The 25,979-nt window shown below is 65.0% G+C and carries 25 protein-coding genes; 12 read left to right on the plus strand and 13 right to left on the minus strand.

Translation table 11 applies throughout. From position 1 onward, the window contains the following. Positions 1–103: 103 nt before the first annotated feature. From HL671_RS24600 to HL671_RS24620, 5 genes are all read left to right on the plus strand, one after another. Positions 104–1,264: an ATP phosphoribosyltransferase regulatory subunit gene (locus HL671_RS24600; protein WP_172239463.1), complete on the plus strand. Its 1,161-nt coding sequence runs from the start codon at positions 104–106 to the stop codon at positions 1,262–1,264. Next, entirely contained in the window at positions 1,261–2,238 is a 978-nt protein-coding gene (gene hisG, locus HL671_RS24605) for an ATP phosphoribosyltransferase (protein ID WP_012041921.1), read from the plus strand. Before HL671_RS24600 ends, hisG begins: the two co-directional genes overlap by 4 nt. A gap of 70 nt (positions 2,239–2,308) precedes the next feature. Beyond that, entirely contained in the window at positions 2,309–3,352 is a 1,044-nt protein-coding gene (locus HL671_RS24610; protein ID WP_172239466.1) for a glycosyltransferase family 2 protein, read from the plus strand. Next, positions 3,349–4,191, plus strand: a complete 843-nt coding sequence (locus HL671_RS24615) for a ChbG/HpnK family deacetylase (protein WP_172239469.1) — start codon at positions 3,349–3,351, stop codon at positions 4,189–4,191. The genes HL671_RS24610 and HL671_RS24615 overlap by 4 nt, the downstream gene beginning before the upstream one ends. A gap of 239 nt (positions 4,192–4,430) precedes the next feature. Continuing rightward, complete coding sequence (locus HL671_RS24620) at positions 4,431–5,234, plus strand: DUF2076 domain-containing protein (protein WP_041750457.1); 804 nt, start codon at positions 4,431–4,433, stop codon at positions 5,232–5,234. Between the two features lie 319 nt (positions 5,235–5,553). Here the strand turns inward: HL671_RS24620 and HL671_RS24625 are convergent, their stop codons facing one another. Next, positions 5,554–6,333 (minus strand): L,D-transpeptidase, encoded by a 780-nt coding sequence (locus tag HL671_RS24625; RefSeq protein WP_012041917.1) that lies wholly within the window; start codon positions 6,331–6,333, stop codon positions 5,554–5,556. A gap of 308 nt (positions 6,334–6,641) precedes the next feature. Here HL671_RS24625 and HL671_RS24630 point away from each other — a divergent pair, with 308 nt between their 5' ends. Continuing rightward, positions 6,642–7,421, plus strand: coding sequence for a protein phosphatase CheZ (locus HL671_RS24630; protein WP_041750456.1), 780 nt, complete (start codon positions 6,642–6,644; stop codon positions 7,419–7,421). A gap of 120 nt (positions 7,422–7,541) precedes the next feature. Here the strand turns inward: HL671_RS24630 and HL671_RS24635 are convergent, their stop codons facing one another. Continuing rightward, positions 7,542–8,054, minus strand: a complete 513-nt coding sequence (locus tag HL671_RS24635) for a hypothetical protein (protein WP_041750455.1) — start codon at positions 8,052–8,054, stop codon at positions 7,542–7,544. A 330-nt stretch (positions 8,055–8,384) separates the two neighbouring features. Between HL671_RS24635 and groES the strand changes: the two genes are divergently transcribed. From groES to HL671_RS24650, 3 genes are all read left to right on the plus strand, one after another. After that, the gene (gene groES / locus HL671_RS24640) at positions 8,385–8,681 is read left to right on the plus strand and encodes a co-chaperone GroES (protein ID WP_008961387.1); all 297 of its coding nucleotides are present in this window, start codon (positions 8,385–8,387) and stop codon (positions 8,679–8,681) included. 119 nt (positions 8,682–8,800) lie between these two features. Beyond that, positions 8,801–10,444 (plus strand): chaperonin GroEL, encoded by a 1,644-nt coding sequence (gene groL, locus HL671_RS24645; protein ID WP_012041914.1) that lies wholly within the window; start codon positions 8,801–8,803, stop codon positions 10,442–10,444. A 140-nt stretch (positions 10,445–10,584) separates the two neighbouring features. Beyond that, the gene (locus HL671_RS24650; RefSeq protein ID WP_172239472.1) at positions 10,585–11,778 is read left to right on the plus strand and encodes a hypothetical protein; all 1,194 of its coding nucleotides are present in this window, start codon (positions 10,585–10,587) and stop codon (positions 11,776–11,778) included. Positions 11,779–11,899: 121 nt separating this feature from the next. Here HL671_RS24650 and HL671_RS24655 read toward each other — a convergent pair whose 3' ends face one another. Beyond that, positions 11,900–12,310 carry an META domain-containing protein gene (locus HL671_RS24655; protein WP_246579487.1) on the minus strand — a complete coding sequence of 137 codons (411 nt, stop codon included), beginning with the start codon at positions 12,308–12,310 and terminating at the stop codon, positions 11,900–11,902. Between the two features lie 145 nt (positions 12,311–12,455). Continuing rightward, positions 12,456–14,120, minus strand: coding sequence for an L-lactate permease (locus HL671_RS24660; RefSeq protein WP_012041911.1), 1,665 nt, complete (start codon positions 14,118–14,120; stop codon positions 12,456–12,458). A gap of 319 nt (positions 14,121–14,439) precedes the next feature. Here HL671_RS24660 and HL671_RS24665 point away from each other — a divergent pair, with 319 nt between their 5' ends. Beyond that, positions 14,440–16,206 carry an ABC transporter ATP-binding protein/permease gene (locus tag HL671_RS24665; RefSeq protein WP_172239475.1) on the plus strand — a complete coding sequence of 589 codons (1,767 nt, stop codon included), beginning with the start codon at positions 14,440–14,442 and terminating at the stop codon, positions 16,204–16,206. Positions 16,207–16,564: 358 nt separating this feature from the next. Here the strand turns inward: HL671_RS24665 and HL671_RS24670 are convergent, their stop codons facing one another. The 5 genes from HL671_RS24670 to HL671_RS24690 form a co-directional block, all read right to left on the minus strand. Further along, positions 16,565–17,557: a TorF family putative porin gene (locus HL671_RS24670; protein ID WP_012041909.1), complete on the minus strand. Its 993-nt coding sequence runs from the start codon at positions 17,555–17,557 to the stop codon at positions 16,565–16,567. Positions 17,558–18,017: 460 nt separating this feature from the next. Next, a complete protein-coding gene (locus HL671_RS24675; RefSeq protein WP_172239478.1) occupies positions 18,018–18,464 on the minus strand; it encodes a hypothetical protein in 447 nt (148 codons plus the stop codon). 75 nt (positions 18,465–18,539) lie between these two features. After that, positions 18,540–19,865 carry a glycolate oxidase subunit GlcF gene (gene glcF, locus HL671_RS24680; RefSeq protein WP_012041907.1) on the minus strand — a complete coding sequence of 442 codons (1,326 nt, stop codon included), beginning with the start codon at positions 19,863–19,865 and terminating at the stop codon, positions 18,540–18,542. Further along, positions 19,862–21,100 (minus strand): FAD-binding protein, encoded by a 1,239-nt coding sequence (locus tag HL671_RS24685; protein WP_012041906.1) that lies wholly within the window; start codon positions 21,098–21,100, stop codon positions 19,862–19,864. The genes glcF and HL671_RS24685 overlap by 4 nt, the downstream gene beginning before the upstream one ends. A gap of 25 nt (positions 21,101–21,125) precedes the next feature. Continuing rightward, positions 21,126–22,619, minus strand: a complete 1,494-nt coding sequence (locus HL671_RS24690) for an FAD-linked oxidase C-terminal domain-containing protein (RefSeq protein ID WP_012041905.1) — start codon at positions 22,617–22,619, stop codon at positions 21,126–21,128. A 212-nt stretch (positions 22,620–22,831) separates the two neighbouring features. Here HL671_RS24690 and cycA point away from each other — a divergent pair, with 212 nt between their 5' ends. Beyond that, entirely contained in the window at positions 22,832–23,227 is a 396-nt protein-coding gene (cycA, locus tag HL671_RS24695) for a cytochrome c-550 CycA (protein WP_041750453.1), read from the plus strand. 112 nt (positions 23,228–23,339) lie between these two features. On the opposite strand, the gene HL671_RS24700 is transcribed toward cycA, so the two are convergent. Continuing rightward, complete coding sequence (locus HL671_RS24700; RefSeq protein ID WP_012041903.1) at positions 23,340–24,299, minus strand: alpha/beta fold hydrolase; 960 nt, start codon at positions 24,297–24,299, stop codon at positions 23,340–23,342. A gap of 252 nt (positions 24,300–24,551) precedes the next feature. Here HL671_RS24700 and HL671_RS24705 point away from each other — a divergent pair, with 252 nt between their 5' ends. Beyond that, complete coding sequence (locus tag HL671_RS24705; RefSeq protein ID WP_012041902.1) at positions 24,552–24,734, plus strand: hypothetical protein; 183 nt, start codon at positions 24,552–24,554, stop codon at positions 24,732–24,734. Positions 24,735–24,768: 34 nt separating this feature from the next. On the opposite strand, the gene HL671_RS24710 is transcribed toward HL671_RS24705, so the two are convergent. The 3 genes from HL671_RS24710 to ykgO form a co-directional block, all read right to left on the minus strand. Continuing rightward, positions 24,769–25,017 carry a hypothetical protein gene (locus HL671_RS24710; RefSeq protein WP_012041901.1) on the minus strand — a complete coding sequence of 83 codons (249 nt, stop codon included), beginning with the start codon at positions 25,015–25,017 and terminating at the stop codon, positions 24,769–24,771. Between the two features lie 121 nt (positions 25,018–25,138). Further along, on the minus strand, positions 25,139–25,768 hold the full coding sequence (locus HL671_RS24715; RefSeq protein WP_041750452.1) for a tetratricopeptide repeat protein: 630 nt from the start codon (positions 25,766–25,768) through the stop codon (positions 25,139–25,141). Positions 25,769–25,853: 85 nt separating this feature from the next. Next, positions 25,854–25,979, minus strand: a complete 126-nt coding sequence (gene ykgO / locus HL671_RS24720) for a type B 50S ribosomal protein L36 (protein ID WP_006611362.1) — start codon at positions 25,977–25,979, stop codon at positions 25,854–25,856.

Here is a 25,979-nt window from a genome sequence, read left to right on the forward strand (position 1 = left end):
GTCGTCCGCCGCGCCCATTCATGGTCGAAACCGCGGAATGGCCATGCTAAGGGGCTGCCGCTGCCCGCCGGGCGGCGCTCACCCCGAGTGGAACCAGATCGAGATGACCGGACCCGCTTCAACCGGCCCCGCCGCCTGGGCCGACACGCTGCTGCAGTCGTTCGCCCAGGCCGGCTATGACCGCGCCGAGCCGGCGATTCTGCAGCCAGCCGAACCGTTCCTCGATCTGTCCGGGGAAGACATCCGCAAGAGCCTCTACCTGACGACCGACGCGAGCGGCGAGGAGCTCTGCCTGCGCCCCGACCTGACCATTCCAGTGGCGCGGGACTATCTGGCCTCCGCCCGCGCCGGCCATCCCGCGGGCTTCAGCTATCTCGGCCCCGTATTTAGATACCGTAGCGGCCGCCCCGGCGAGTTCCTGCAGGCCGGCATCGAGTCGTTCGGCCGCAAGGATCAGCCCGCCGCGGACGCGGAAATGCTGGCGCTGGCGATCGAAGCGACGGCAGCGGCGGGCCTCGCCGAGGTCGAGATCCGCACCGGCGATGTCGCGCTGTTCACCGCCTTGATCGACGCCCTCGACCTCTATCCGGTGTGGCGGCGGCGGCTGATCAAGGACTTCAACCGCAAAGTCACGCTGGAACAGGATCTCGAGCGCCTGGCAGTCGCATCGGCAGCGACGCGTAACGAATATGAGGGTGTCCTCGCCGCGCTCGCCGGTTCGGATCGCAAGGCGGCGCTGGCCCTCGTCACCGACCTGATGTCGATCGCCGGCGCCACCGCCGTCGGCGGCCGCACCGTGGCCGAGATCGCCGATCGCTTCCTGGAACAATCGACCCTCAAAGGCGGCGCCCTGCCGCGCGACGCGCTCAACACGATCAAGCGCTTCCTGGCGATCGCCGGCAATCCGATAGACTCCGTCAAACAGCTCCGCGCGCTCGCCGCGGACGCGAAGCTCGACATCGCCAGCGCGATCGACGCGCTGGAGGCGCGCGTCGATCTCATGGCCAAGCGCGGCATCGACCTCGGTCAGGTGCGCTTCGCCACGGCGTTCGGCCGCGGCCTCGACTACTACACCGGCTTCGAGTTCGAATTGCACCGCAAGAATGGCGGCGACGAGCCCCTGGTCGCCGGCGGCCGCTATGACGGGCTGCTGAGCCGGCTCGGCGCGGCGGCACCGATCCCCGCGGTCGGCTTCTCGATCTGGGTCGAGGGTCTCGCCCAGGGCAGCAGTCACCGCACGACCCAGCGTGGGAGAGCATCATGAGCGGCCCTCTCGTCGTCGCCGTTCCGTCCAAAGGGCGCCTGCAGGAAAATGCGGAAGCGTTCTTCGGACGCGCCGGCCTGACCCTGTCGAAGACGGGCGGCGCGCGCGACTATCGCGGCACGATCTCAGGCCTCGACAATGTCGAGATCGCTTATCTGTCCGCGAGTGAGATCGCCTCGCAACTGGCGCGCGGCAGCGTGCATCTCGGCGTGACCGGCGAGGATCTTGTGCGCGAGAGCATTCCGGACGCCGACAAACGCGTGCTGCTGATCGATACGCTGGGCTTCGGCGGCGCCAATGTCGTCGTCGCCGTGCCGCAGGCGTGGATCGACGTTCGCACCATGGCCGATCTCGATGACGTGACCACCGGCTTTCGCGCCCGGCACAATCACCGCATGCGGGTCGCCACCAAATACATCAACCTGACGCGCAGCTTCTTTGCCGCCCATGGCATCGTCGATTACCGCATCGTCGAGAGTGCCGGCGCGACCGAGGGCGCTCCCGCGGTCGGCACGGCCGAGCTGATCGTCGACATCACCAGCACCGGCTCGACGCTGGCCGCCAACGGGCTGAAGGTGCTGGACGACGGCGTGATCCTGCGCAGCCAGGCCAATCTCGTCGCCTCCCGCGATGCCGACTGGTCCGACGGACCGCGCGAGAGCGCCCGGATCATTCTCGACCACATCCATGCCCGCGCCCGTGCCAGCAAGTACCGCGAGGTGCGCACACGCTTCAAAGGGTGCGACGCAGCAATGCTGACCGAGGCCCACAACCGGTTCGGCGTCGTGGCGCCGTTCGGCGGGCCAACGTCGTCAGGCATGCTGACCCTGCATTGTCCGCCAGCGCAAATCTACGCGCTGGGCAGCTTCCTCCGCGCGCACGGGGCCGAGACCGTATCGGTCGCCTCGCTCGACTACGTGCTCGACCGCGAGAATCCGCTGTTTGCCCGCCTCGAGGCCTTCCTGCGATCATAAATCGCCGTTCATCGTAGCGACAGGCGGCGGCTGCTACCATATGTTGGTAGGCGAACGAGGACTCTGAGCGATGCTGGGAACTGACGTGTCCGACCTGACCACGACCGCGGCCGATGCCGCGTCGCAGGGCCTGTCGATCGTTATCCCCGTCTACAATGAAGGCGCGGGACTGACGGCGCTGCACGAGCGGCTGAACAACCTCGCCCGCACGCTGCGCCAGCGCTTCGGCCTCGCCTGCGAACTCGTCTATGTCGACGATGGCAGCCGCGACAACACGCTCGCCATCGCGCGCACCTTGCAGGCCGACGCGCTCGACGTTCAGGTGGTGTCGCTGTCGCGCAATTTCGGCAAGGAGGCGGCGCTGATGGCCGGCCTCGATCATGCCCGCCGCGGCGCCGTGCTATTCATGGATGGCGACGGCCAGCATCCGCCGGCCCTGGTCGAGCAGCTCGTCACGCACTGGATCAAGGACGGCTATGACGTCGTCTACACGGCCAAGGCGCACCGCGACAACGAACCGTTCCTACGGCGGGTCGCGGTGCACGGCTTCTATGCGCTGATCAATTGGGGCGCGCGGCAGAAGATCCCGGAGGACGCCGGCGACTTCCGCCTGCTGTCGCCGCGCGCCGTGGCGGCGCTGCGCCAGCTGCCCGAGCGCAACCGCTTCTTCAAGGGATTGGCGAGCTGGATCGGCTTCCGCCAAATCCGCGTCGATTACGAACCTGCGGCACGCGCCCATGGCGTCACGAGGTTCAACGTGACCAGCCTGCTCGGCCTGTCGATCGAGGGCCTCACCTCGTTCTCGGTGGCGCCGCTGCGCTTCGCCAGCCTGCTGGGAATCCTGCTCGCCTCGGCGGCCTTCCTGTTTGGTCTGTCGATTCTCTGGGAGACCTTGACCACCGGCAAGTCCGTACCCGGCTATCCCTCGCTGATGGTCGGCCTGATGACCATCGGCGGCGTCCAGCTGATCATGATCGGCATCATGGGCGAGTATATCGGCAAGATCCTCTCGGAGCTGAAGGCGCGCCCGATCTACTTCGTCGCCGAGCACAGCGAGAAGCGCGCCGCGCTCGACACGCGGAGCGACGGCGCCGAAAGGACTGCCGCCGAATGAGCGGGGCGCCGCACCGGCGCATCTGGCTGTGCGCCGATGATTACGGCATCAGTCCAGGGGTCAATCGCGCCATCCGCGACTTGATCGGACGTGGGCGTCTCAACGCGACCTCGGTGATGATGGTCGGCGCAGCGATCGGTCGCGACGAGGTGACGGAGCTGACCAAGGTCGCGGCCGACAGTTCGCGCTGCGCCATCGGCCTGCACGTGACGCTGACAGCGCCGTTCCGGCCGCTGACGATGCATTTCCGGCCTGCCGAGGGCGGCATGTTTCCGCCCTTTCCAAAGCTGCTACGCGCCGGGGTGACCCGCCGGCTCGATCCCGAGATGATCCGCGCCGAGGTGATGGTCCAGCTTGCCGCCTTCAGCGAGTTGTTCGGCCGCGCCCCCGATTTCGTCGATGGTCACCAGCATGCGCAGCTGTATCCGCAGGTGCGCGAGGGCTTTCTCGCGGCGGTCAAGGACGCCGCGCCATCGGCCTGGGTCCGCCAGGGCGGCCGCCCTGGGCCGCTGATGCCGCGACTGACGGCGCCGAAGGCCCTGCTGCTGGACGCGCTGAGCGCGCAATTCCGCAAGCATGCCAAGCGCGTCGACATCACCTTCAACCCCGCTTTTGCGGGCGCCTACGACTTCACCAAAGCGTCGGACTTCGGCGCCTTGATGGACGGCTTCCTGACCGCCCTGCCCGAGAACGGGCTCGTCATGTGCCATCCTGGCTTCGTGGACGACGTCCTGATCGAGCTCGATCCGTTGACGGTGCAACGGGAGCATGAGCACGCTTATCTCGCCGGCGAGCACTTTCCGGACCTGCTCGAGCGACGCGGGGTGACGCTGGCCTGACCAGATCTTCATTCCGGCGACGAACAAAACCGCGCGGAACAGCGTTCCCTTTCGCAGCAAAGTGGCGCCGGCGTCGCGAGTCCTTCGCAACTCCCAAGTCCTCGCTATTCCAATGACGCTTTGTCGCATGGGGAAAATCGCCCACGGAAATTTAATCCACGGCCCGGCTGGCCGGACCACAAAGTCCCCCTAAATCTTGGCCGCGCTTCGCTGGAACCGGCAAGCGACAGGAGAACCACATGACACCGCAAGAACGCCAACTCATCGACGAACTGTTCGACCGGCTTGCCAAGTTGGAGAGTGCGCCGCGTGACCCGGACGCGGCCGCCGCGATCTCCCAGGCGCTGCAGCGGGCTCCAAACGCCGTGTATGCGCTGGTGCAGACGGTCCTGGTCCAGGACGAGGCTCTGAAACGCGCCAATGCGCGGATCGAGGAGTTGCAGCACGCCCAACAGGCGCAGCAGCCTCAGTCCGGCGGCTTCCTCGATTCGATGCGCGACAGCATCTTCGGCTCGGCCAGCAGCCGCGGCTCCGTTCCCAACGTTCCGCCGCCGGCCCCGAGCCGCCCGGTCTGGAACAACGGCCAGGCCATGCCTCCGGGCTATCAGGGACAGCCCGGCTATCCCGGTCAGCCCGGCCCCTATGATCAAGGCGGTTTCGGCCAGCCGCGGGGCGGCATGTTCGGCGGCGGAGGCGGCTCGTTCCTCGGGACCGCGGCGGCGGCGGCGGCCGGCATGGTCGGCGGCTCCCTGCTGCTCGGCGGCATCCGCTCGATGATGGGTGGCGGTTCGCACCAGGCATTCGGTGACACGACCATCATCGAGGAGCGTGGCGGTGGCGCCAACCCGTGGAGCGACCAGTCGGGTGGCTCGCTGGCGCGCGACGCCGGTGTCGACGACATCGGCCGTTCGGGCGACGGCGGCGGTCGGGCCGGCCTGTTCGATCAGGCGAACTACGACGACAGCGGCAATGGCGACGACGCCGATTTCGACGCCGACGACGGTTACGGCAACGATGACAATGGCGGCAGCGACTATGCGTGACGCGTCATCGTCCTGCGCCAGGACTTGAACGACGAAGGCCGCCCCCGAGGGCGGCCTCTTGCTTGGTGACCGTCACACTAGACGATCGATGCTTCTGGACGACGGTTTCCAAAGTCTTGGTCCCGTTGATATGGACGTATGGACCCCCGCTGTCTTCGTCCGCGAAGGCGAAGGCGGACGATCCAGTACGCCGCGACGTTTCAGTTCGATCCCTTCTGCCGCGGCATACGGGATGCTCCGCCTTCGCCGAGCATGACAGCGTTGCAGACGACGAGAGCTCAAACCAGCACGGGCCGTCGGATTCTAAGGAAACGCTCGTCTAGATCACGATCACGCGGGTCCCGACATTCACGCGTCCGTAGAGATCGATGACGTCCTCGTTGCGCATCCTGATACAGCCGGACGATACGTTGGTTCCGATGGTCCACGGCTCGTTGGAGCCATGGATGCGGTAGAGCGACGAGCCGAGATACATGGCGCGGGCGCCGAGCGGATTTTCCGGGCCGCCTTCCATGTGCCGCGGCAGGTCGGGCCGCCGCGCCAGCATCTCAGGCGGCGGGGTCCAGTCCGGCCATTCCCGCTTCGCCGAGATCGTCTTCACACCCGACCAGGTGAAGCCCGGGCGGCCGACGCCGATGCCGTAGCGCAGCGCCTTGCCCTCCCCCTGCACCAGATAAAGGAACTTGTTGGGCGTATCGACGACGATCGTGCCCGGCCGTTCTTTGCCATCATAGTCAACGATCTGTTTCTCGTATTTCGGGTCGAGCGGCCGCTGGGTCTGCTCATAGGCCTCCTCGTCCGGCACTGCCTGCGGTGCCCTGCCGGGCGCCGTCGGATATTGCGGCTGGTAGTAGGACGGCTGCTGCTGGTACATCGGCTGAGCGCCGCGGCCGCCCTGCGGATCGCCGAACAGGAATTCGATGAAGCCGCCACCCATGCGCGAGCGTTCGACATAGGCGGTGCGCACCGGCGCCGTCTGCTGCGGCGGGCCGCTATAGATCACCGTCGGCTGCTGAAATCCCTGCGCTGCGGCCCGATCCAGACCCGCATAGAAAAAGCATGCGCCGGCCAGCAGCGCCGTGGAGAATGATTTGAACATCGACGTACTCTGTACTGTTTCGTCTGGAGACTGTCGTCGCGCGGAAGACCCCGAGATCGGCCGCGCATCGTCAATAAAGAGCAAAACCCGATCGCTTTGGTAAACGATAGCGCCGCCTGGATTCACCATCGACGCAGATGAGGGCGGATTCGATCGCTAGCGTTTATTTTGCGTGAAGGGCGGAGACGCATGGTTAATCGTTGATGCATAGCGCACGCGAGCGTTGCGGGATCGGGTTCCTGCCGTGAACGCGATGTTAAATAGCATCCGAGTAGAACTGAGCGCAGTAGAAGGTCAGGGATACTCTCATGCCGGTTCGCAAGCGTTTCCGTATCGAAGAAGCAATCGTCGGCCATATGCCGGAGCCAGACTTCGTGGGTGGCGAGATCGGCCCCAACCACAAGGAAATCATGGACGAACTCCGCGCCATCCGCGCCCAGATGGCCAATGCCATCCGCAGCGGTGGGAGCAACACGGCCAACGCCGCCATCGAAGAATCCGCTGCCCGCGAGGTCGCCGAAGCGCGCGCGCTGCTCGAGACCTATCGCGCTCAGATCGAGCAGTGCGAGAAGCTGAAGGTCGAACTGGACCTGATCCACGATGCGATCAATCGCACCAAGGGCGAGATCGCGACCCTCCATGCCAAGAGCTTCAATGGCGAGGAGATGGCCAAGGTCAACGGCGAGCTCGGCGCCGTCGTCGGCGGCACCGAACAGGCGACCCAGCAGATCCTCGAAGCCGCGGAAGCCATCGACCAGGCCGCCAGCGCGCTCGGCAAGGTGGATTCGGCGGATCAGCAGAAGATCCTGAGCGAAGAGATCCAGGAGCGCGTGGTCTCCATCTTCGAGGCCTGCAACTTCCAGGACCTGACCGGCCAGCGCATCAACAAGGTCATGACCACCATGAAGTTCATCGAGCACCACATCGTGGTGATGATGGACATCTGGGGCGGCGTCGACGCCATCAAGGCGCATGTGCCGCCGATCGTCGACACACGCGAGGGCGACGCCAGGCTGCTGAACGGCCCGAAGGCGGAAGGCGATGTCGGCCACGCCTCGCAGGACGATATCGACGCGATGTTCAACTAAGCTTGCGGCCGCGCCTGGAGCGAAGGCTCCGGCAGGTGCGCCTCACAAAAAACGCCGGCGTTCGCGCCGGCGTTTTTCGTTCATCAGTCACGATGGGAACGGCACGATGGGAACGGATTGTCAGGCCCGCGGTCCGCAGCGCACATAGACCATGTTGCCGTAACGCGTTCCGGCATCCTTGTCGACGAACCGGGTGACCAGGACCCGGCCATCGAAGGAAATGACCTCGCGGTCCTGCTCGCCGCCGGGGGGACCTTCGGGACCGATATAATTCTTGCCGCTGGCAGAGCCCTTCAGCCGCAACTCCTGGGGGGTCGCCTGGTCGGCCAGGTGCATCACGACGCCGCCGGCCGTGCCGGGACCGATCGTGTAGGGCTGCTTGCATTGAGCCAGCGCCATCTTTTCAGTGCGCGCCCGATCGTTCGGATTCTGATACGAGGCCAGGCCCCATTTGCCCACGATCTCGTCAGGACGGATCGTCGCGGGCCGCTCGGGCTCCACCGCCATCTCCGGCGGCGCCGCGGGGGTCGACGGCGACAGGTTGAAGCCACCTGCGCACGCTCCCAGAAACATCGTGAGCGCCGACGCGATCGCGAGATTGGCAACCGGCCGCACGCACCGTGGACTCGTCATGGCATCCCCTTAGGAACAAGATCATGGCCGCCCCGTCTGGCAACCAAGCGCAAAACGCACGCAAGAGCAACGACGTCGGATGACGACGCCGCTCCACTAACATGTCTTGGCTAGGACAACATCCCCTAACAGCCTCAAGAAGCGCTTAACCGTCCGCCTTTGCTTGACAGGATCGGCGGCAAGCCATATTTCCCCGGACGGTCTTTAGCACTCGGAGGGCACGATTGCTAAAGCCGCGAGTCAGTTGGCACCACGTTGGCGCCAAATGTGGCCGCATTCAGATTTCCTCCGCCAGCAACCGTTATCGAAGCATCCCAAAAGGGACCCGTCATGGCCAAATCGAAGTTTCGTCCCCTGCACGACCGCGTCGTGGTTAAGCGCATCGACGCCGAAGAGAAGACCAAGGGCGGCATCATCATTCCCGACAGCGCCAAGGAAAAGCCCTCGCAGGGCGAAGTCGTTGCCGTCGGCCCCGGCGGCCGTGACGAGAGCGGCAAGCTGATCCCGATCGACGTCAAGGTCGGCGACCGCGTGCTGTTCGGCAAGTGGTCCGGCACCGAGGTCAAGCTGGACGGCGAGGAACTCCTGATCATGAAGGAGTCCGACATCATGGGCGTCGTCGCCTGATCCCGACCGCCCGGGGCGGCCGTGAGCCGCCCGGGGCGACAGTGCTCACAATCTTGATCCGGTGACAGACGGGCGATCACGCCGCTGACCATCGAGGTCCACTCCAGGAGAGATTTTACATGGCAGCCAAGGACGTCAAATTCGCTGGCGACGCGCGCGACCGCATGCTGCGCGGCGTCGACATTCTCGCCAACGCCGTCAAGGTGACGCTCGGCCCCAAGGGCCGCAACGTCGTCATTGAGAAGAGCTTCGGCGCTCCGCGCATCACCAAGGACGGCGTCACCGTCGCCAAGGAGATCGAGCTGGAGGACAAGTTCGAGAATATGGGCGCGCAGATGCTGCGCGAGGTCGCCTCCAAGACCAACGACCTGGCCGGCGACGGCACCACCACCGCGACCGTGCTCGCCCAGGCGATCGTCCGCGAGGGCGCCAAGGCGGTTGCTGCCGGCATGAACCCGATGGACCTGAAGCGCGGCATCGACACCGCGGTTGCCGCGGTCATCAAGGACATCGAGAAGCGCGCCAAGCCGGTCGCCTCCTCCGCCGAGGTCGCCCAGGTCGGCACCATCTCCGCCAATGGCGACGCCGCCATCGGCAAGATGATCGCCCAGGCGATGCAGAAGGTCGGCAATGAGGGCGTGATCACGGTCGAGGAGAACAAGTCGCTCGAGACCGAGGTCGACATCGTCGAAGGCATGAAGTTCGACCGCGGCTACCTGTCGCCCTACTTCGTCACCAATGCCGAGAAGATGACCGCCGAGCTCGACGACGTCTACGTGCTGTTGCACGAGAAGAAGCTGTCGGGCCTGCAGGCGATGCTGCCGGTGCTCGAAGCCGTGGTGCAGTCGGGCCGTCCGCTGCTGATCATCGCCGAGGACGTCGAGGGCGAGGCGCTGGCCACCCTGGTCGTCAACCGCCTGCGCGGCGGCCTCAAGGTCGCAGCCGTCAAGGCGCCGGGCTTCGGTGACCGCCGCAAGGCCATGCTCGAGGACATCGCGATCCTGACCGGCGGCCAGCTGATCTCGGACGATCTCGGCATGAAGCTCGAGAACGTCACCATCAAGATGCTCGGCCGCGCCAAGAAGGTCGTGATCGACAAGGAGAACACCACGATCGTCAACGGCGCCGGCAAGAAGGCCGACATCGAGGCGCGCGTCGGCCAGATCAAGGCGCAGATCGAGGAGACCACCTCGGACTACGACCGTGAGAAGCTGCAGGAGCGTCTGGCCAAGCTCGCCGGCGGCGTCGCGGTGATCCGCGTCGGCGGCGCGACCGAGATCGAGGTCAAGGAGAAGAAGGACCGCGTCGAAGACGCCCTCAACGCCACCCGTGCGGCTGTGCAGGAAGGCATCGTTCCCGGCGGCGGCGTCGCGCTGCTCCGCGCCAAGAAAGCGGTCGGCCGCATCACCAACCCGAACTCGGACGTCCAGGCCGGCATCAACATCGTGCTGAAGGCGCTCGAGGCTCCGGTGCGCCAGATCGCCGAGAACGCCGGCGTAGAAGGCTCGCTGGTGGTCGGCAAGATCCTGGAAGAGAAGTCCGAGACGTTCGGCTTCGACGCCCAGAGCGAGGACTATGTCGACATGGTCGCCAAGGGCATCATCGACCCGGCCAAGGTGGTCCGCACCGCGCTGCAGGACGCCTCGTCGGTCGCCGGCCTCCTGGTCACCACCGAGGCGATGGTCGCGGAGCTGCCGAAGGAAGCGGCTCCGGCCATGCCGGCCGGCGGCGGCATGGGTGGCATGGGCGGCATGGGCTTCTGAGCCCGTCCTGACCCAGCATGATCGTTCAGGAAGGCCGCCTCCGGGCGGCCTTCTTTTTCGCGGAGTGTCCGGACGGGGGTGCAGCGATCGCAAATCGGCGCTACAGCTAGCGCCGATTCTGCTCCCACAAGGATTTTCAGATGCGCGCGATTTTGGTTGCGCTTGCCGTGATTGCAGCGGCTGCGCCGGAACTCGGTTGGGCCCAGGCCAAGAGCGGGAGCAAGGCGGCCCCGGCCAACGAGACACGCTACTTCACGGCGCTCGACGGCCTGATGGATGGCAACGCAGACGTCATCCTGAAGGAATCGCGGCAGGGCAAGACCGTCACCGGGGCAACCCTCGACGTCTGTTATCCCACCGCGAAGAATTCCGACCGCAAGGACCGCTTCGTCGTCAATCTCGCGGTCAACGGCCAGTCGCTGACCGGCACCACCCAGAGCAACGGCGCCAAGGAGCCAGTCTCGGTCAAGCTGACACGCAAGCCGAACGGCGACACGTTCGAGTTCCGGGGCCAGATCACGATCGGCAAGACCGTCACCGAGGTGGCGTCGACCGACAATTCGGACATCAGCGAGAAAGAGTTCCAGGAGAGCCAGTCGAGCGACGACGGCATCAGCGCGCAGCCGAAGGATTTCACCGACGTCTCGCCTGAAGCGGTCTCGGTCCGCCTCAAGCTCGACGCCGTGGTCGATTTCCTGAAAAGCCTGAAGGGCCAGGATGTCGAGGTCTCGCTGTCGAGCCTGAACGTCACCTGCGACGCCTTGCGGGCAGGCGAACAGACCATCAGCATGACCGTCGATCCGGAGCGGGCCGGAGCCCTGATCGCCAAGGCGCGCGCCATGAACGGCGTCGTGACCGCTGGCTGGACCGCTGGCATGGTCGAGATGGACCGGGCCATCCGCTTTGCCGCGGCCGACTGGCGTGACGGCGACAAGATCAACAAGGACAAATTGGCGGCCGCGATCTCGGACGTGCTGGCCAAGACTTACGCGGCGAAGCCGACCAGCGCGGCCTGGAACCCGGTGACCGGAAAACTGAAACTCACTCTGAAGCGGCCGAGCCAGCTGATGCCCGCGCTCGAGCTCACCGATGTCATCGAGGTCAGCGGCCTGGTCTCCGCCGACAAGCCGGGTGGCACGGACGCGCTGATGCTGTGGATCAGCAGCCCGACCACGACCACCATCGATGAGGCCGCGGGCGGCAAGCTGGTCCTGTCCGACGAATCCTCCGGCGACGAGGAAAGCGACACCCGCGACGATGGCGGCGCCATCGAGGAACTCGCGAAGGCCCTGAAGGCCAAGCGCTGGGATGCGGACAACTCGGTCTGGAAGTAGCGCGCGAGCCATGACGGCAGGCGCCGCGATGTCGGTCTCACCCTCCCCTGGAGGGGCAGGGTGACAGCGAGGCCTGCACGCCGATTGATGTGACGTGGTCTTTGGAAACGGTCGTCTCGGCTCAATTGGTGTTCAACCTGAAGCGCAGGGTCTTCGGCCCGATGAAGGTGATCAGGTCGCCCTGACGCTTCCAATTCGTCGCCGCGCCGAGGGCCGCGATCAGTTCGTCATCGGCCTGGGCCCGTGCGGCGGGGCAGTTGCGATCCTCGATCTTGCCGGCAATGAAGATGATGCTGTTGCCCGCAACCGAGAACTGACCTTTCCCGCCCTTGCACCAGAGCTCCAGCACCGTCTCGCCATTGTCGCCGATGTCGAGATCCGGCACCCGCTTCGAGCCCGGCTGGGGCAGCGCGTCGAGTGTCATTTCCATCCCGAACGGAAAGCCCTCATCCGCCGCGGCAGGACGGGCCACAATCGACGCCAGCAACAGAACCGCGGCCGAGCCGGCTGCGAAAAGTCCAGATCTCACCATGCCCCCTCGAACTCCAGACACGCGATCGGCCACCAGCGGTCACGATTCGCATTGACGCGCACGGCTCCCGCACAAATGTGACCCAAACATAGCAATCCCCGCGCCGCCTGGGCGACGCGGGGATCTTTTTAGCAACGTGCCGGCGCTACTTCAGCACCATCGCGGTGAACGGATAGACATAGGCTTGCAAGGTCACGAACAGGCCGACCAAGCAGGCCAGCACGATCGAGTGCAGGAAGACGTAGCGCAGGATCGAGCTCTCATGGCCGTACCAATTGGTGGCGGTCGAGGCGACCACGATCGATTGCGCATCGATCATCTTGCCCATGACGCCGCCGGACGAGTTGGCGGCCGCCATCAGCACCGGCGACAGGCCGAGTTGCTCCGAGGTGATCTTCTGCAGATTGCCGAACAGCACGTTGGAGGCGGTGTCCGATCCCGTCAGCGCCACGCCCAACCAGCCGAGCAGGGTGCCGAAGAACGGGTAGAGCACGCCGGTCGCCGCAAAAGCGAGGCCGAGCGTCGCGTCCACACCGGACAGCCGGGTCAGCGTGCCGATCGCCAGCATGGCCGAGATCGTGATCAGCGAGATCGCGCAGAGCCGGATGGTGCGGCCATATTCGGCGATCAGTCTGCCCGGCCCGACCCCCATCAGGAAGCCGGAGATGATCGCAGCGATCAGCATGCCGGTGCCGGTGAAGGTCAGATAGGTGAACGAGAAGACGGCGCCTTCAGGCGTCGGCTTCGCCGCCACCGGCGGCATCTTGTTGATCAGCTTATCGAGCTCCGGGACCGGATAACTCCAGGTGAAGATCGAATTCGCCCAGCTCTTGAAGGCGCCATTGCCCCAGATCAGCATGATCACGCAGACGATGATCCAGGGCAGCAGCGCGCCCCACAGTTCGGCTTGCGTCAGCGGCGTGCGGTCGAGCGGCTTCTGCGCCGCCATCGTGGCGGCCGATTCGTCACGGCCACGCAGCGCCGGCGACAGCCAGAGCTGGCGCGGCTGCCAGACCTTCAGGAACAGGATCAGCGCGCCCATCGAGATCAGCGAAGCGCCGATGTCGACGATCCACGGATTGACGTAGTTCGAAATCAGGAACTGCGGCACAGCGAAGGAGATGGCGGTGACGAGGATCGCCGGCCAGACGTCCTTCATGCCCTTCCAGCCCGCGAACGCCCAGATCACCCAGAACGGCACGATCAGCGAGAACACCGGCAGCTGACGGCCGACCATGGCGCCGAGAATGTAGGGGTCGAGACCGGTCACCGAGGCGAGGCCCTGGATCGGCGTGCCCAGCGCGCCATAGGCCACCGGCGCCGTGTTGGCGATCAGCGACAGGCCGGAGGCAGCCAGCGGCGAGAAGCCGAGTCCGATCAGCACGGCGCCGGTGATCGCCACCGGGGTGCCGAAGCCCGACGCGCCCTCAAAGAACGCGCCGAACGAGAAGGCGACTAGCAGGAGTTGCAGACGGCGGTCCTCGGTGACGCCGCCGATCGCCCGCTTCAAGAGCTCGAAGCGGCCGGTCGAGACCGTGACCTGGTAGAGGAAGATGACGTTCAGCACGATCCAGCCGATCGGGAAGAAGCCGGTCACGACGCCGAGGAACGTCGCGCGCAGCGACATGTTGGCCGGCATCGTGAAGACGAAGATCGTGATCAGGTTGGTCAGGATCACGGCGATGATCGCCGCGATATGCGCCTTCACCTTGCCGCTGGCGATCAGCACCAGCAGCGTCACCACCGGCACGGCCGCCGCCAGCGTCGACAGCGCGGGGCTCCCCAACGGGTCGTAGATTTGATTCCACATCGTGACTTCTCCCCCCACATTCTTGTTGTTGGACCAGATCCGGCGGGACGGACCAGGTCTGCTCGCCCGTCGCGCCGGGCAAGAAAGCCGCAAAAACGAGATCACAAAGCCGACAACGCCCCACTCTGCTCAAATTCTCGCGAAATCTGGCAGCAGCGGCGGTGCCTCTTGTATGCAGCATGCTACGGTTTGCCGCACGCGACCGACAAGCCAGTGGGCAGCGGCGGAGTTACGACTTTAGTCTAGACAGCCTGCCGAGACTGCGAAAATCTCGTTCTTGTCCAGTCCGTTAAGCCATTTTCTCAGGAGCAGACTCTCTGTGAACAATCTGCGCTCGACCCTCGCCATCGTGTGGCGGATCGCCATTCCCTACTTCCGCTCCGAGGACAAGGTCGCCGGCCGCTCCCTGCTCGCCGCCGTGATCGCCATCGAGCTTTCGCTGGTCGCCATCGATGTGCTCGTGAACCAGTGGTATAATCGGTTCTACAATGCGCTTCAGGACCGCAATTGGAGCACCTTCACCTGGGAGCTCGGCGTCTTCATCGTCCTGGCAAGCGTCAGCGTCGCACTCTCCGTCTACCAGCTCTATCTCAATCAATGGCTTCAGATCCGGTGGCGCCAATGGATGACGCGGGTCTATCTCAGCCAATGGCTCGACCGGGCCAACCATTACCGCATGCAGCTTAAGGGCGACGCAGCCGACAACCCGGATCAGCGCATCGCCGATGACGTGCAGATGTTCGTCGAAAAGACGCTGAGCATCACGATCGGCCTGCTGAGCTCGATCGTCACACTGGCCTCGTTCGTCGTGATCCTGTGGGGGCTTTCCGAGGCCGCTCCGCTGACCATCGGCGGCCAGGAATTCGCCATTCCGGGCTATCTGGTGTGGGCGGCGCTGATCTACGCCATCTTCGGCACGGCACTGACGCATTGGATCGGCTCGCCCCTGGTGAACCTGTCGTTCCAACAGCAGCGCTTCGAAGCCGATTTCCGCTTCAATCTGGTGCGCGTTCGCGAAAATTCCGAGCAGATCGCGCTGCTGCGGGGCGAGCATGCCGAGCGCGGGCGCCTGATGGATCGCTTCGGCAGCGTCATCGACAACTGGTACAACATCATGAGCCGGACCAAGCGGCTGACCGCCTTCACGGCCAGCTACTCGCAAGCCGCCGTGATCTTCCCCTTTATCCTGACCGCCCCCGCCTATTTTGCCGGCAAGATCCAGCTAGGTGGCATGCTGCAGACCTCGTCGGCCTTCGGGAGCGTGCAGAAGGCGCTGTCGTTCTTCGTCAGCGCCTATCGCACCCTGGCGGACTGGCGCGCGATCGTGGCTCGACTTGATGGCTTCGAGATGTCGATCGAGAGCGCTGCCACGCTCTCCAGCGAGCCGCAGACAGTCGGCGTGGTGGACCATGCCGGCGACAGCATCGAGCTCGCCCAGCTGCTGTTGAAGCTCCCGAACGGCCTGCCGCTGATCGCGGCCGACGGGTTCAGCATCAAGAGCAGCGAGCGCACGCTGCTGACCGGGCCATCCGGCGCCGGCAAGTCGACCTTGTTCCGCGCCATCGCCGGCGTCTGGCCGTTCGGCAGCGGCGCCATCAGCGTACCTGCGCATGCCAAGCTCATGATGCTGCCGCAGCGCCCGTATTTCCCGATCGGCACGTTGCAGGCCGCGATCGTCTACCCGGCTGCTCCGGACAGTTTCAGTGTCGAGCAGGTCAAGGATGCGGTCGCTGCGGTCGGGTTGCCGCAGCTGGCGGACCGGCTGGACGAGGACGCGCATTGGAATCGCATGCTGTCGCTCGGCGAGCAGCAGCGCCTCGGGATGGCCCGCGCCCTGCTGCATGGCCCGCAATACCTGTTCCTGGACGAAGCCACAGCCTCGCTGGACGAGCCGAGCGAAGCGCGACTCTATCGCGTGATCGCCGAGCGCCTGCCGCAGACCACGGTCGTCTCGATCGGCCACCGCTCCACCCTGCACGACTTCCATGACCGCAAGGTCGAACTGATTCGGGAGGGCGACCGGTTCACGCTGCGGCCAACCACGCCGGCGGCAGCGGCGGACGCCCCGACGGGTGGCGCGGAGTAGCCGCGCCGACGCCGTCCCCGGATCACGAGACTGCCCCCAAACAGGCGCGCATGGTCCGCGCCTGTTTCATCCAGCCCGGCCGTTCAGTCCTTCTCCCATGGCGCGTGCGCCCTGCCCTGGATCATTATTCGGCCTCACCCAATCAGCGTCGTCGCGGTCGGGTAGTTCGCCACGGCCTGCGCATCTCAGACGACCAGCGCGCTCCAGGGCTTCTATCGAGCGAATAAGAGTCGGACCAGCTCCGTACCGACCAAGCCCGCGATGCCGATCGCCAGGAACAGCCGGACCACCGGGCAAGCAAAAGGGCGGCAGATTGCTCTGCCGCCCTTGCTTGAAAAATTGTTCCGCCTGACGATGCTTACTTCAGGTTGGTCATCGCCGTCAGGTCGACCGAGAGCTTGGCAATGCCAGTCGCACCGCACCACTTCGAGCCCAGGCCAGTCGGATTGATCGGCGTGACGCTGGTGGTGCCGCCGGCAGTGAAGTCACCCGTGAAGGCGTTGCAATTGCCCTTCGACAGGTCGGTGTCGGAGTAGCGCAGATCCAGCGTGAAGACCTTGTAGGTGAAGCCGACGCCGATATTCCAGGTGTTGTAATCGGCATATTTGATGCCGTTCGGGAACGCAGCCGTACCGTAGAAGCTGTCGGTGGTACCGAACCACTGACGGCCGAACTCGCCGGAGACGTACATGCCGACGCCGCTCGAACCGAACACGGTGCTCGGGGCGGTATACTTGCCGGTCACCGAAGCGTAGTTGCCCCAGGCGCCGGAGTTCAGGAAGCTCGGGGTGTAGAACTCGGTGACGCCGAACGTCCAATTGTCGTTCACCGTGTAGTTCATCTTGCCGTACACTTCGAAGAAGCTGACGTCCTTCTTCATCGTGTTGCCGTTGGCGAGCGCGTTCGCGGCGCACTCTGCGCCCTGGAAGCGACCAGAGGCGTCGAAGCCGGTGCCGCCGAATTGGCAGGTGCCGCCCGGATACAGATAGCCCCAGACGCCGATGTCGAAGGCAAAGGCGCCGAAGGTCGGGCGGATACCGCCGTAGACGTCGATCTCGGCAGCAGCGCGGTTCGGGAACGAGATGCTCTCGCCGGCAACGCCGATGTAGAACTGCAGATCCTTGTTGACGTTGAAGCGGGGCTCGAAATAGGCGGCCACCGACGGCTTGTGGTTCGACTGGGTGATGCCGCGGAACACGTAGTCGTTCATGATCGCTGCGCCGAAGGCGATGTCCCAGGGATCGAACGCCGGGGCGGGTGGCGCCTTCAGGGCCTTCACCGCCATATCAGCGGCCGAAGCCGATCCGGACATCATTGCCAGCGCCGTTGCCAACAAAGCCAACTTCTTCATGAAGATCCCCATCACCCAAATTTCGAACATCAGCCCGACATTCGGCCCCCCAGGGCGCAAACAAGGCCGGCTGCGTCTATCGGACGCAATTTGTGCCAGGGTCCCGCCGCAGGTGAAGCAAAAAAGCGCGGCATCTGCCGCCTTTTTGGGCGATTTGACAATTCTACGGCAGGTTGTCCGCGCCTGTTGCATTTGAACAACAAATCTTCGTGTCACGCGGTATCCCGAACCTGCCCCGAGCACAGGATGAATGCGCATCTGTCAGCGTCGTCCCAACTGAATTGGGGTGAGAGACAGGCGGCTCCGTCACGGATTCGCGCGGCCGTAGAATTGCGGACGACGATTCGACGAGCGCAGTGACGAGGAGCCGATCGCGATCGGCAACAAACAACGAGGCCGCAGCGTCACCGCTGCGGCCTCGTCATGTGGTCTGGTCGGTCGTCAGAACGGGCCGAAGAGATCAGCTCTCCGACGCGGTCCCCTCCCCGGTCTCATGCTCCTCGGACGCTGGGCTCGGCATCGCCCAGCTGGTCTCGGACGCCGCTTCGGCCTCGTTCACTTCGGGGGTTTCAACCAGCGGAGCCTTCTTCGGCGCGCGCTTCTTGGCGGCCTTCTTCGGCGCAGCAGGCGCCTTGGACACCGATTTGGTCGCCGCCGATTTCTTGGCCTTCTTGGCGGGAGCCTTGGCCGCGCTCTTGGCGGCCTTCTTCGCCGCGCCCTTCACCGCCTTCTTCGCCTTCTTGGCGGGAGCCTTCACCGCCTTCTTGGCAGCTTTCTTTGCGGTCTTCTTCACAGCCTTCTTGGCAGACTTCTTCGTCGCCTTCTTGGCCGCCTTGGCCTGCGCCATCAGCTTCTTCTTGTCCTTCTTTTCTTTTTTGTCCTTCTTGGCCTTCTTGTCCTTCGCCATCAGAAACCCTCCAGTTGCCGCCGATCGATCACATCATCCGGCGAGACGGGCCGGCTGTCCGCACGCGCCCATCCTTCAATTCAATCCTGGTCGCGGACCGCCCGTCGCCCAGTCGAGAAGTTCAACGGTGTGGACGACGGGGACAGTCGTGCCGCTGGCAATCTGCATCATGCAGCCGATATTGCCCGCCGCGATCACATTCGGCTTGACGGTCGCGATATTGGCGACCTTGCGATCGCGCAGCTTCATCGCGATGTCAGGCTGGAGAATGTTGTAGGTCCCCGCCGAACCGCAACACAAATGACTCTCCGGTATATCTTTCACCACGAATCCCGAGTTGGAAAGCAATTCTTTCGGAATGCTCGTGATTTTCTGCCCATGTTGCAGCGAGCAAGCGGAGTGATAAGCAACGACGATGTCGCCGTGCGGCGCCTTTCCGGTCTGCAGATCGAGGCCTGCGAGATATTCGCTGATGTCCTTCGCCAAGGCCGAAACAGCCGCGGCCGAAGCCGCATATTGCGGGTCCTCGCGCAGCATGTGGCCGTAGTCCTTGATCACCGTTCCACAGCCTGACGTGGTGACCAGGATCGCATCGAGGCCGCGTGCGCTCGCCTCGGCGCTCCACACGCCGACATTGCCGCGCGCCCGCGCCAGCGCATCGGCATCCTGGCCCATGTGATGGGTCAGCGCACCGCAGCATTGCTCGTCCTTCACCAGCACGACCTCGATGCCGTGCCGGGTCAGCACGTTGATCGCGGCCTGGTTGATGCGTGGGGCGAGCGCCTGCTGGGCACACCCCTGCAGCAGCGCCACGCGGCCACGACGCGCTCCCTGCGCCGGAAATACGGTACCGCCGGACGGCCCGGGCGGCGGCAGGGCCGCCGCGGGGGCGAGATCGAGCATCGCCCTGAGCCGCCGCAACAGGCTCGGCGCCGGCCCTCGGGTCTGCGAGGACGCGGGCAGCAGCGCCTTGAACGGCCGGCCGAGCCGCGCCAGGCTCATGGCGAGCCGAAACTCGCGCGGCCGCGGCAGCACATAAGCGAGCACGCTGCGCAGCAGCCGGTCAGTCAGCGATCGCCGATAGGTCTTTTCGATTCGCACACGCGCCTGATCGACCAGATGCATGTAGTGGACGCCCGACGGACAGGTCGTCATGCAGGAGAGGCACGACAGGCAGCGGTCGATATGCTTGACCACATCGGCGGTCGGCGCCTGGTCCTTCTCCAGCATCTGCTTGATCAGATAGATGCGGCCGCGGGGACTGTCGAGCTCATCGCCCAGCAGCACATAGGTCGGACAGGTCGCGGTGCAGAAGCCGCAATGCACGCAGGCGCGCAGGATCTTGTCGGCGACCGCGATATCGGGGTCGGCAAGCTGGGCCAAAGTGAATTCGGTTTTCATGACGCAACGCTCCGACGCATCCGGCCGCGGTTGAAAATGGACTTCGGATCGAAGGACACCCGCACCCGCTCTTCCAGGGCAGCAACGCCGGCCGGCTGCGGATGAAACACGTCGACCGCGTGGCGCATCTCGTCCCAGGCGCGCAGCAAGGTGGCGTGACCGCCGGCCGCCTCCACCTGCTGACGGACCAGGCCCGCCGATGCGTCGGGCTGCGGCGGAAGCGCCGCCCAGATCAACCCGCCACCCCAGTCATAGATCACCTCCCCGCCGGTTGGCCGCGTCAGCGCCTGTCCGATCGCAGCGCCCGATACGGGCGGGCAGACGATCCGCCACACCGGCCAGGCCCCGAGCGGACCGTTGGCCGCGAACGGCAGCACGTCCCGGGCGGCGCTCCAGAACCTGGCGGAGGCGTCATCCGCGATGATGTCGACCGGCCCGAAGGGCGACAGCTGCTTGGCCAGCGACGCGGCGCGATGCGTGACCGAGGCGGTGATGCCCTCCAGCCTGATCACGGTGACGGCCTCGCGCGGCGAGCCGATGTCACTAAGCCCATCGACATCGGGCCGGAGCGAGGAGGCCGGCAGATGGGCGGCGCCGGAGACGTCGAAGGGCGAGCCCAGCGCGGCCGTCATGGCCCGGTTGGCCTTGAGGTCATCCAGCCCGCGCAGCACCAGACTGCGCTCGGATTCCGGGCGCGGCATCACCTTCAGCGTCACCTCGGTCATGACCGCGAGCGTGCCCCAGGAGCCCGCCAGCAGCTTGCAGAGGTCATAACCGGTGACGTTCTTCACCACCTTGCCGCCGGTCTTGAAGCTCTCGCCAAAGCCGGAGACCGCGTGGGCCCCGAGCAGGTGATCGCGGACCCCGCCAGCCCGGATGCGGCGTGGTCCGGCAAGCCCGACCGCGATCATGCCGCCGATCGTGCCCCTGCCAGGCAGTCCGAGCAGCGGACCGGTGTCCATCGGCTCGAAAGCGAATTGCTGGCTCTTCGAATCGATCAGCGACAGCAGGTCGGCCAGCGGCGCACCGGCCTGGACCGTGATGATCAACTCGTTCGGCTCGTAGGAGATCACCGCGTTGAGGGCGGACAGATCCAGCACGGCATTCGTCGTCGTGAGCTGGCCGATCTGCCGCTTCGACCCGTGGCCAATGATGTCGAGCGGCTGCTCGCTGGCAATCGCCGCGCGCACGACGTCCTCGACCTCGGCGGCGTTGGTGACTTTCAAATTGTTCACTGATCGATCCGTTCAGAAGCCGTCATCAGAACCTGGGCAGGTCGGGAAAGGCGAGCCGGCCGCCATGAACGTGCATGCGCCCGAGCTCGGCGCAGCGATGCAGCGTGGGGAAGACCTTGCCGGGATTGAGCAGGCCCTGGCTGTCGAAGGCGCATTTCACGCGCTGTTGCTGGTTCAGGTCGATCTCGGTGAACATGTCCGGCATCAGGTCGCGCTTCTCGATGCCGACGCCATGCTCGCCGGTCAGAACGCCGCCGAGCTCGACGCAACAGCGCAGGATGTCGGCGCCGAACGCCTCGGCGCGCTCCATTTCGCCAGGCTTATTGGCGTCGTAAAGAATGAGCGGGTGAAGATTGCCATCGCCGGCATGAAACACATTGGCGCAGCCGAGCTGGTACTTCTCCGACAGCTCGCGGATCCGCGCCAGCGCCTTCGGCAATGCGCCGCGCGGGATCGTGCCGTCCATGCAAAGATAGTCCGGCGAGATCCGGCCGACGGCCGGAAAGGCGGCCTTGCGCCCTGCCCAGAACAAGTTGCGCTCGGCCTCGGAGGTCGAGATGCGACATGTCGTCGAGCCGCAGCCATTGGCGATCGCCTCGACGCGGCCGATCAGTTCGTCGACCTCCACGCCGGGGCCATCGAGCTCGATGATCAAGAGCGCCTCCACGTCCAGCGGATAGCCGGCATGAACGAAGGCCTCGGCGGCGTGGATCGCAGGCTTGTCCATCATCTCCATGCCGCCGGGGATGATGCCGGCTCCGATGATGCGCGCCACGCATTCGCCGGCAGCTTCGACCTCGGAAAACCCGACCATCAGCGCCCGCGCCGTCTCCGGCTTCTGCAGAATCCGGACGGTCACCTCGGTGACCACGCCGAGCAGCCCCTCGGATCCCGTGATCAGCCCCATCAGATCGTAGCCGGCGTTCTCGGCGCACTTGCCTCCGATCCGCAACACCTCGCCATTGATCAGCACGATCTCGCAACCGAGCACGTTATTGGTGGTCATGCCGTATTTGAGGCAATGCACGCCGCCGGAATTCTCCGCGACATTGCCACCGATCGAGCAGGCGATCTGCGAGGACGGATCGGGCGCGTAGTAGAAGCCGGCATGCGCGACCGCCTGGCTGATGGCGAGGTTGGTGACGCCGGGCTCGGTCACGACGACGCGGTTGTCGAAGTCGATCTCGCGGATCCGCTTGAACTTGCCAAGCCCGAGCAGCACGCCGTCGGCGAGCGGCAGCGCGCCGCCCGACAGTGACGTTCCCGAGCCGCGGGGAACCACCTTGATGCCTTGCTCGTGGCAGTACTTCAGGACCTTGGCCACCTGTGCCGTGGTCTCCGGCAGCACCACGACCATCGGCGGCTGCCGATAGGCCATCAACCCGTCAGACTCGTAAGGGAGCATTTCGGCAGCGCTGTCGATGACGCCCTCTCCCGGTACGATCGCACGCAGTGCAGCAACGATCTGGTCACGCCGTGCCAACACCGCCTGATCAGCTTCCGGCATCATGATCGCCATCGCGCGCATCTCCTGAAAACGATTTGTGCCGCCATATCAATCACAACCACGGCGGTTTGGGTAGGCGGCCAAGCCGGGTTTCACTGTTTGCTGCCGCGCAAACAAGCCGACGATAATGCTGAACCGGAAGGGGACGAGCGACTTGTGTGAGGGCGGAGGCCATGCAACAAACCTCCGTACAAACCTTGTCTCGTAACCACAGAGCCTGATCCATGAAGAAACTGACTTTGACTGCGCTCGTCGTTATTGCCTCGTCGTCGGTGGCCTCTGCCGCGCTGGCGCAGGATGCCGCCGCAGGCAAGACCGCCTTTAACAAGTGCCTGCCCTGCCATGCGATCGGCGAAGGTGCGAAGAACAAGGTGGGCCCGGAACTCAACGGCCTCGACGGCCGCAAATCGGGCACTGTGCCGGACTACAACTATTCAGATGCGAACAAGAACTCGGGCATCACCTGGAACGAAGCCGTGTTCAAGGAATACATCAAGGACCCGAAGGCCAAGATCCCGGGCACCAAGATGACCTTCGCCGGCATCAAGAGCGAGAACGAGATCAACAACCTGTGGGCGTATGTGTCGTCCTTCGACAAGGACGGCAAGCAGAAGCAGTAATGGGCTGCTCCCGACCGGTTAAAGAGGATTCGAGCCCCGGCGTCCCGCCGGGGCTTTTTCTTGGGCCAGTTCCTCGGGCATTTCGTGGGCCACGTGCTTGACCAGCCCCCGGTCACGGCGTGGCCGCTTCGGCCGGCGCCACCGCCGCGACAAGGCGCTCGACCTCGCTGGCCACCAGATCGGGCACCGCATTCTGGACCATATGCCCCAGCCCGGGCAGTACGATCAGCCGCGTCTGGGAGATCGCCTGGGCAAGCGGACGGGAATGGATGGCGGTGGAGACGGTGGTGTCGGCGTCACCTGCCACGATGGTCACGGGCACCCGGATCTCGCTGTAGCGCGCCGCCTGCTCGGTCACCGACTGCTTCAGGGTGACGAGATCGCGCGCATTGGCGATGAATTCTTGCGGCCGCAACAGCAGCGGCGTTGCCGTCCGGTCCACGAAATCGTCCGGCATCTGCTGCGGCGCGAACACGCCGCGCGCCCCTGAAGCCATCAGCGCAAGGCCGAGCGGCAGGGTGATCGTGTGGGCCAGCAGCGGCCCAACCACCGGGGTCGTCACCGCCGCATTGTACTGGCCCACCCCACCGCGCCAGGGATAGGCGACCGGGGCCAGCATCACGAGCCCGGCCACCCGCTCGGGAAAGTCGAGCGCCATGCGCAAGCCGAGCGCCCCGCTCCAGGAGTGAACGACCAGGATCACCGGACCGATCCCCGCCCGGGCCAACGCCTCGTCCAGCATGCGGGCCTGCGCGGCAGGGGTGGAATCCTCGCTCCGCTCGCGCGGGCTCCAGCCGTGCCCGGGGCGGTCGACCAGCAGCACCCGATGCCGCTGCGCCAGCAGATCGCCCAGCGGCCTGCGCATCGCCTCCAGGTTTGAACTGGCGCCGTGGATCAGCAAAAGCGGCGGCCTTTGGCCGTCGCGGGGGCCGATATCCACAAGATTGATAGTTGCACCGTTAACAGGGATCGCCTGCCCTTGCGGCGGATAACGCCTTTCGACGATCGCCACACCGGCCCGCGTGGCGAGCGCCAGCGCCCCCATCGCACCCACGATTGCTATTGAAATCATTAGGTTTTTTCTGCGTGTCACCCGCTAGATACGGCGCCGCTTGGAGAGAGTTGCGCGAAGGACGGCACAATCTCACGTGCGGTCAAGCCGATTCCGTCATCATGGCGTCGTCGGCCTTTTTATAACCATGGTCGGGACTTTTCCTCGCAATCGGCCAATGGCCATGAATTACTTGCGGTCAAGTCAGGTCCCGCTGCGCACAGCAACGATGACCAGCCCTGCGTTAGTTTGTAGTTTTGGGAGGGGGTAACAATGAGTTTCCGTTCGAGCGAGGCAGCCATCGACGAGATCGTCGCCAGCTGCAATGGCGATCTCCGTGGTGCGCTGAAGGCCCTGCTGCTGGTCAACGAGCATCTCGAGGCCGAGATCGCGCAGCTTTATGCTGCCGCCGTCCAATACGGCCTGCCGGAGCGCCGCAGCACCGCTTTCCACTGACGGACCGACCCGGCTTCGCCGGATCTTGGGCCGATCAATCCTCGGACGTGATGTCCTTGTTCGGACACGCGTTAATGGTCGATCGCGCCAGCTTGGCGTCGTCCAGCGACTTGAATGGCCCGGATGCGAACCAGATGTCACCCATGATCGTGACGACTGGGTTGCTAGTCACGATTTCGCACTTGTTGGTAGCACGGTTGCCGACCACCCAGAACCTGTCCTCGGCCCAGGCGGCCGTTGCCACTGCCATCACCAGCGCTGCCGTCAGCACCGTACGGATCATTGCGCCCTCTCCTGCCGACCGGTCTCGGTCAAGCGGCAGTTAGGCTCGCGCGGGGTCAGCAGCAAGGCTGCCGATTCCGACACGGTTAATCGCACATTGAACGGGCGGGTCGATCGAACGGCTAGATATCGCGGCCTTCGACCTTTTCGGTCAGGGTCTTGACCAGGTCAGGCACCTTCTCCAGGTGAGGATTGACGTCGAGCGCCTTGCGGAAGGCATCCAGCGCCCGCTTCTCCTCGCCGAGATCCTGCATGATCATACCGAGGCCGGCCAGCGCGCCGAAATGCCGCGGCTCCCGCAGCAGCACCTGCTGGATGTCAGCGAGCGAGCGACCGTAGTCATTCTGCAGGTAATAGATTGTGGCGCGCCGGTTCCAAGCCTCGACATAATCGGGCCGGAGCTTGATGACGGAATCGAGCAGCTTCAGCGCCACCTCATTCTGCCGCGCATCCATCGCGGCCTTCGAGCGTGACATCAGCAAGGCGACGGTGTCGCTCGGGGTTTGCAGCCAGATTGCCCAGATCCGCGCTTCGACGTGCTTGGCGCTGACGTCATCCGGGGCCGCCTTGAGCGCGCCGAACAGGAAATCGAGCCCCTTGGTCTTATCGGCCCCGACCTTCGGCAGCTTGGCAGGAGCCTCGGGCGGTTTCGGCTTGACCCCCGCGCGAGGTTCAGCCTGCGCCTGCGCGAGGTGCGGCACCAAGATGACGACAGCGGCCAGCAGAGCCGCCCAGGAAGATCGTTTTGCCATGCACCAAGTCTAAACGCAGACAGCGCGTCCTGCAAAGCAGCACGCGCGTCAAAGGCCTGTGAGCAGGCGGCGCAGGCGACCGGAATCAGCCCTGGCGGGCCTTGAAGCGGCGCTGGACCTTGTTGATCACATAGACGCGGCCCTTGCGGCGAACCAGACGGTTGGCGCGATGGCGGCCACGCAGCGACTTCAGCGAGTTACGGACCTTCAT

The sequence above is a fragment of the Bradyrhizobium denitrificans genome, from assembly GCF_013179005.1.
Classification (GTDB): domain Bacteria; phylum Pseudomonadota; class Alphaproteobacteria; order Rhizobiales; family Xanthobacteraceae; genus Bradyrhizobium; species Bradyrhizobium denitrificans.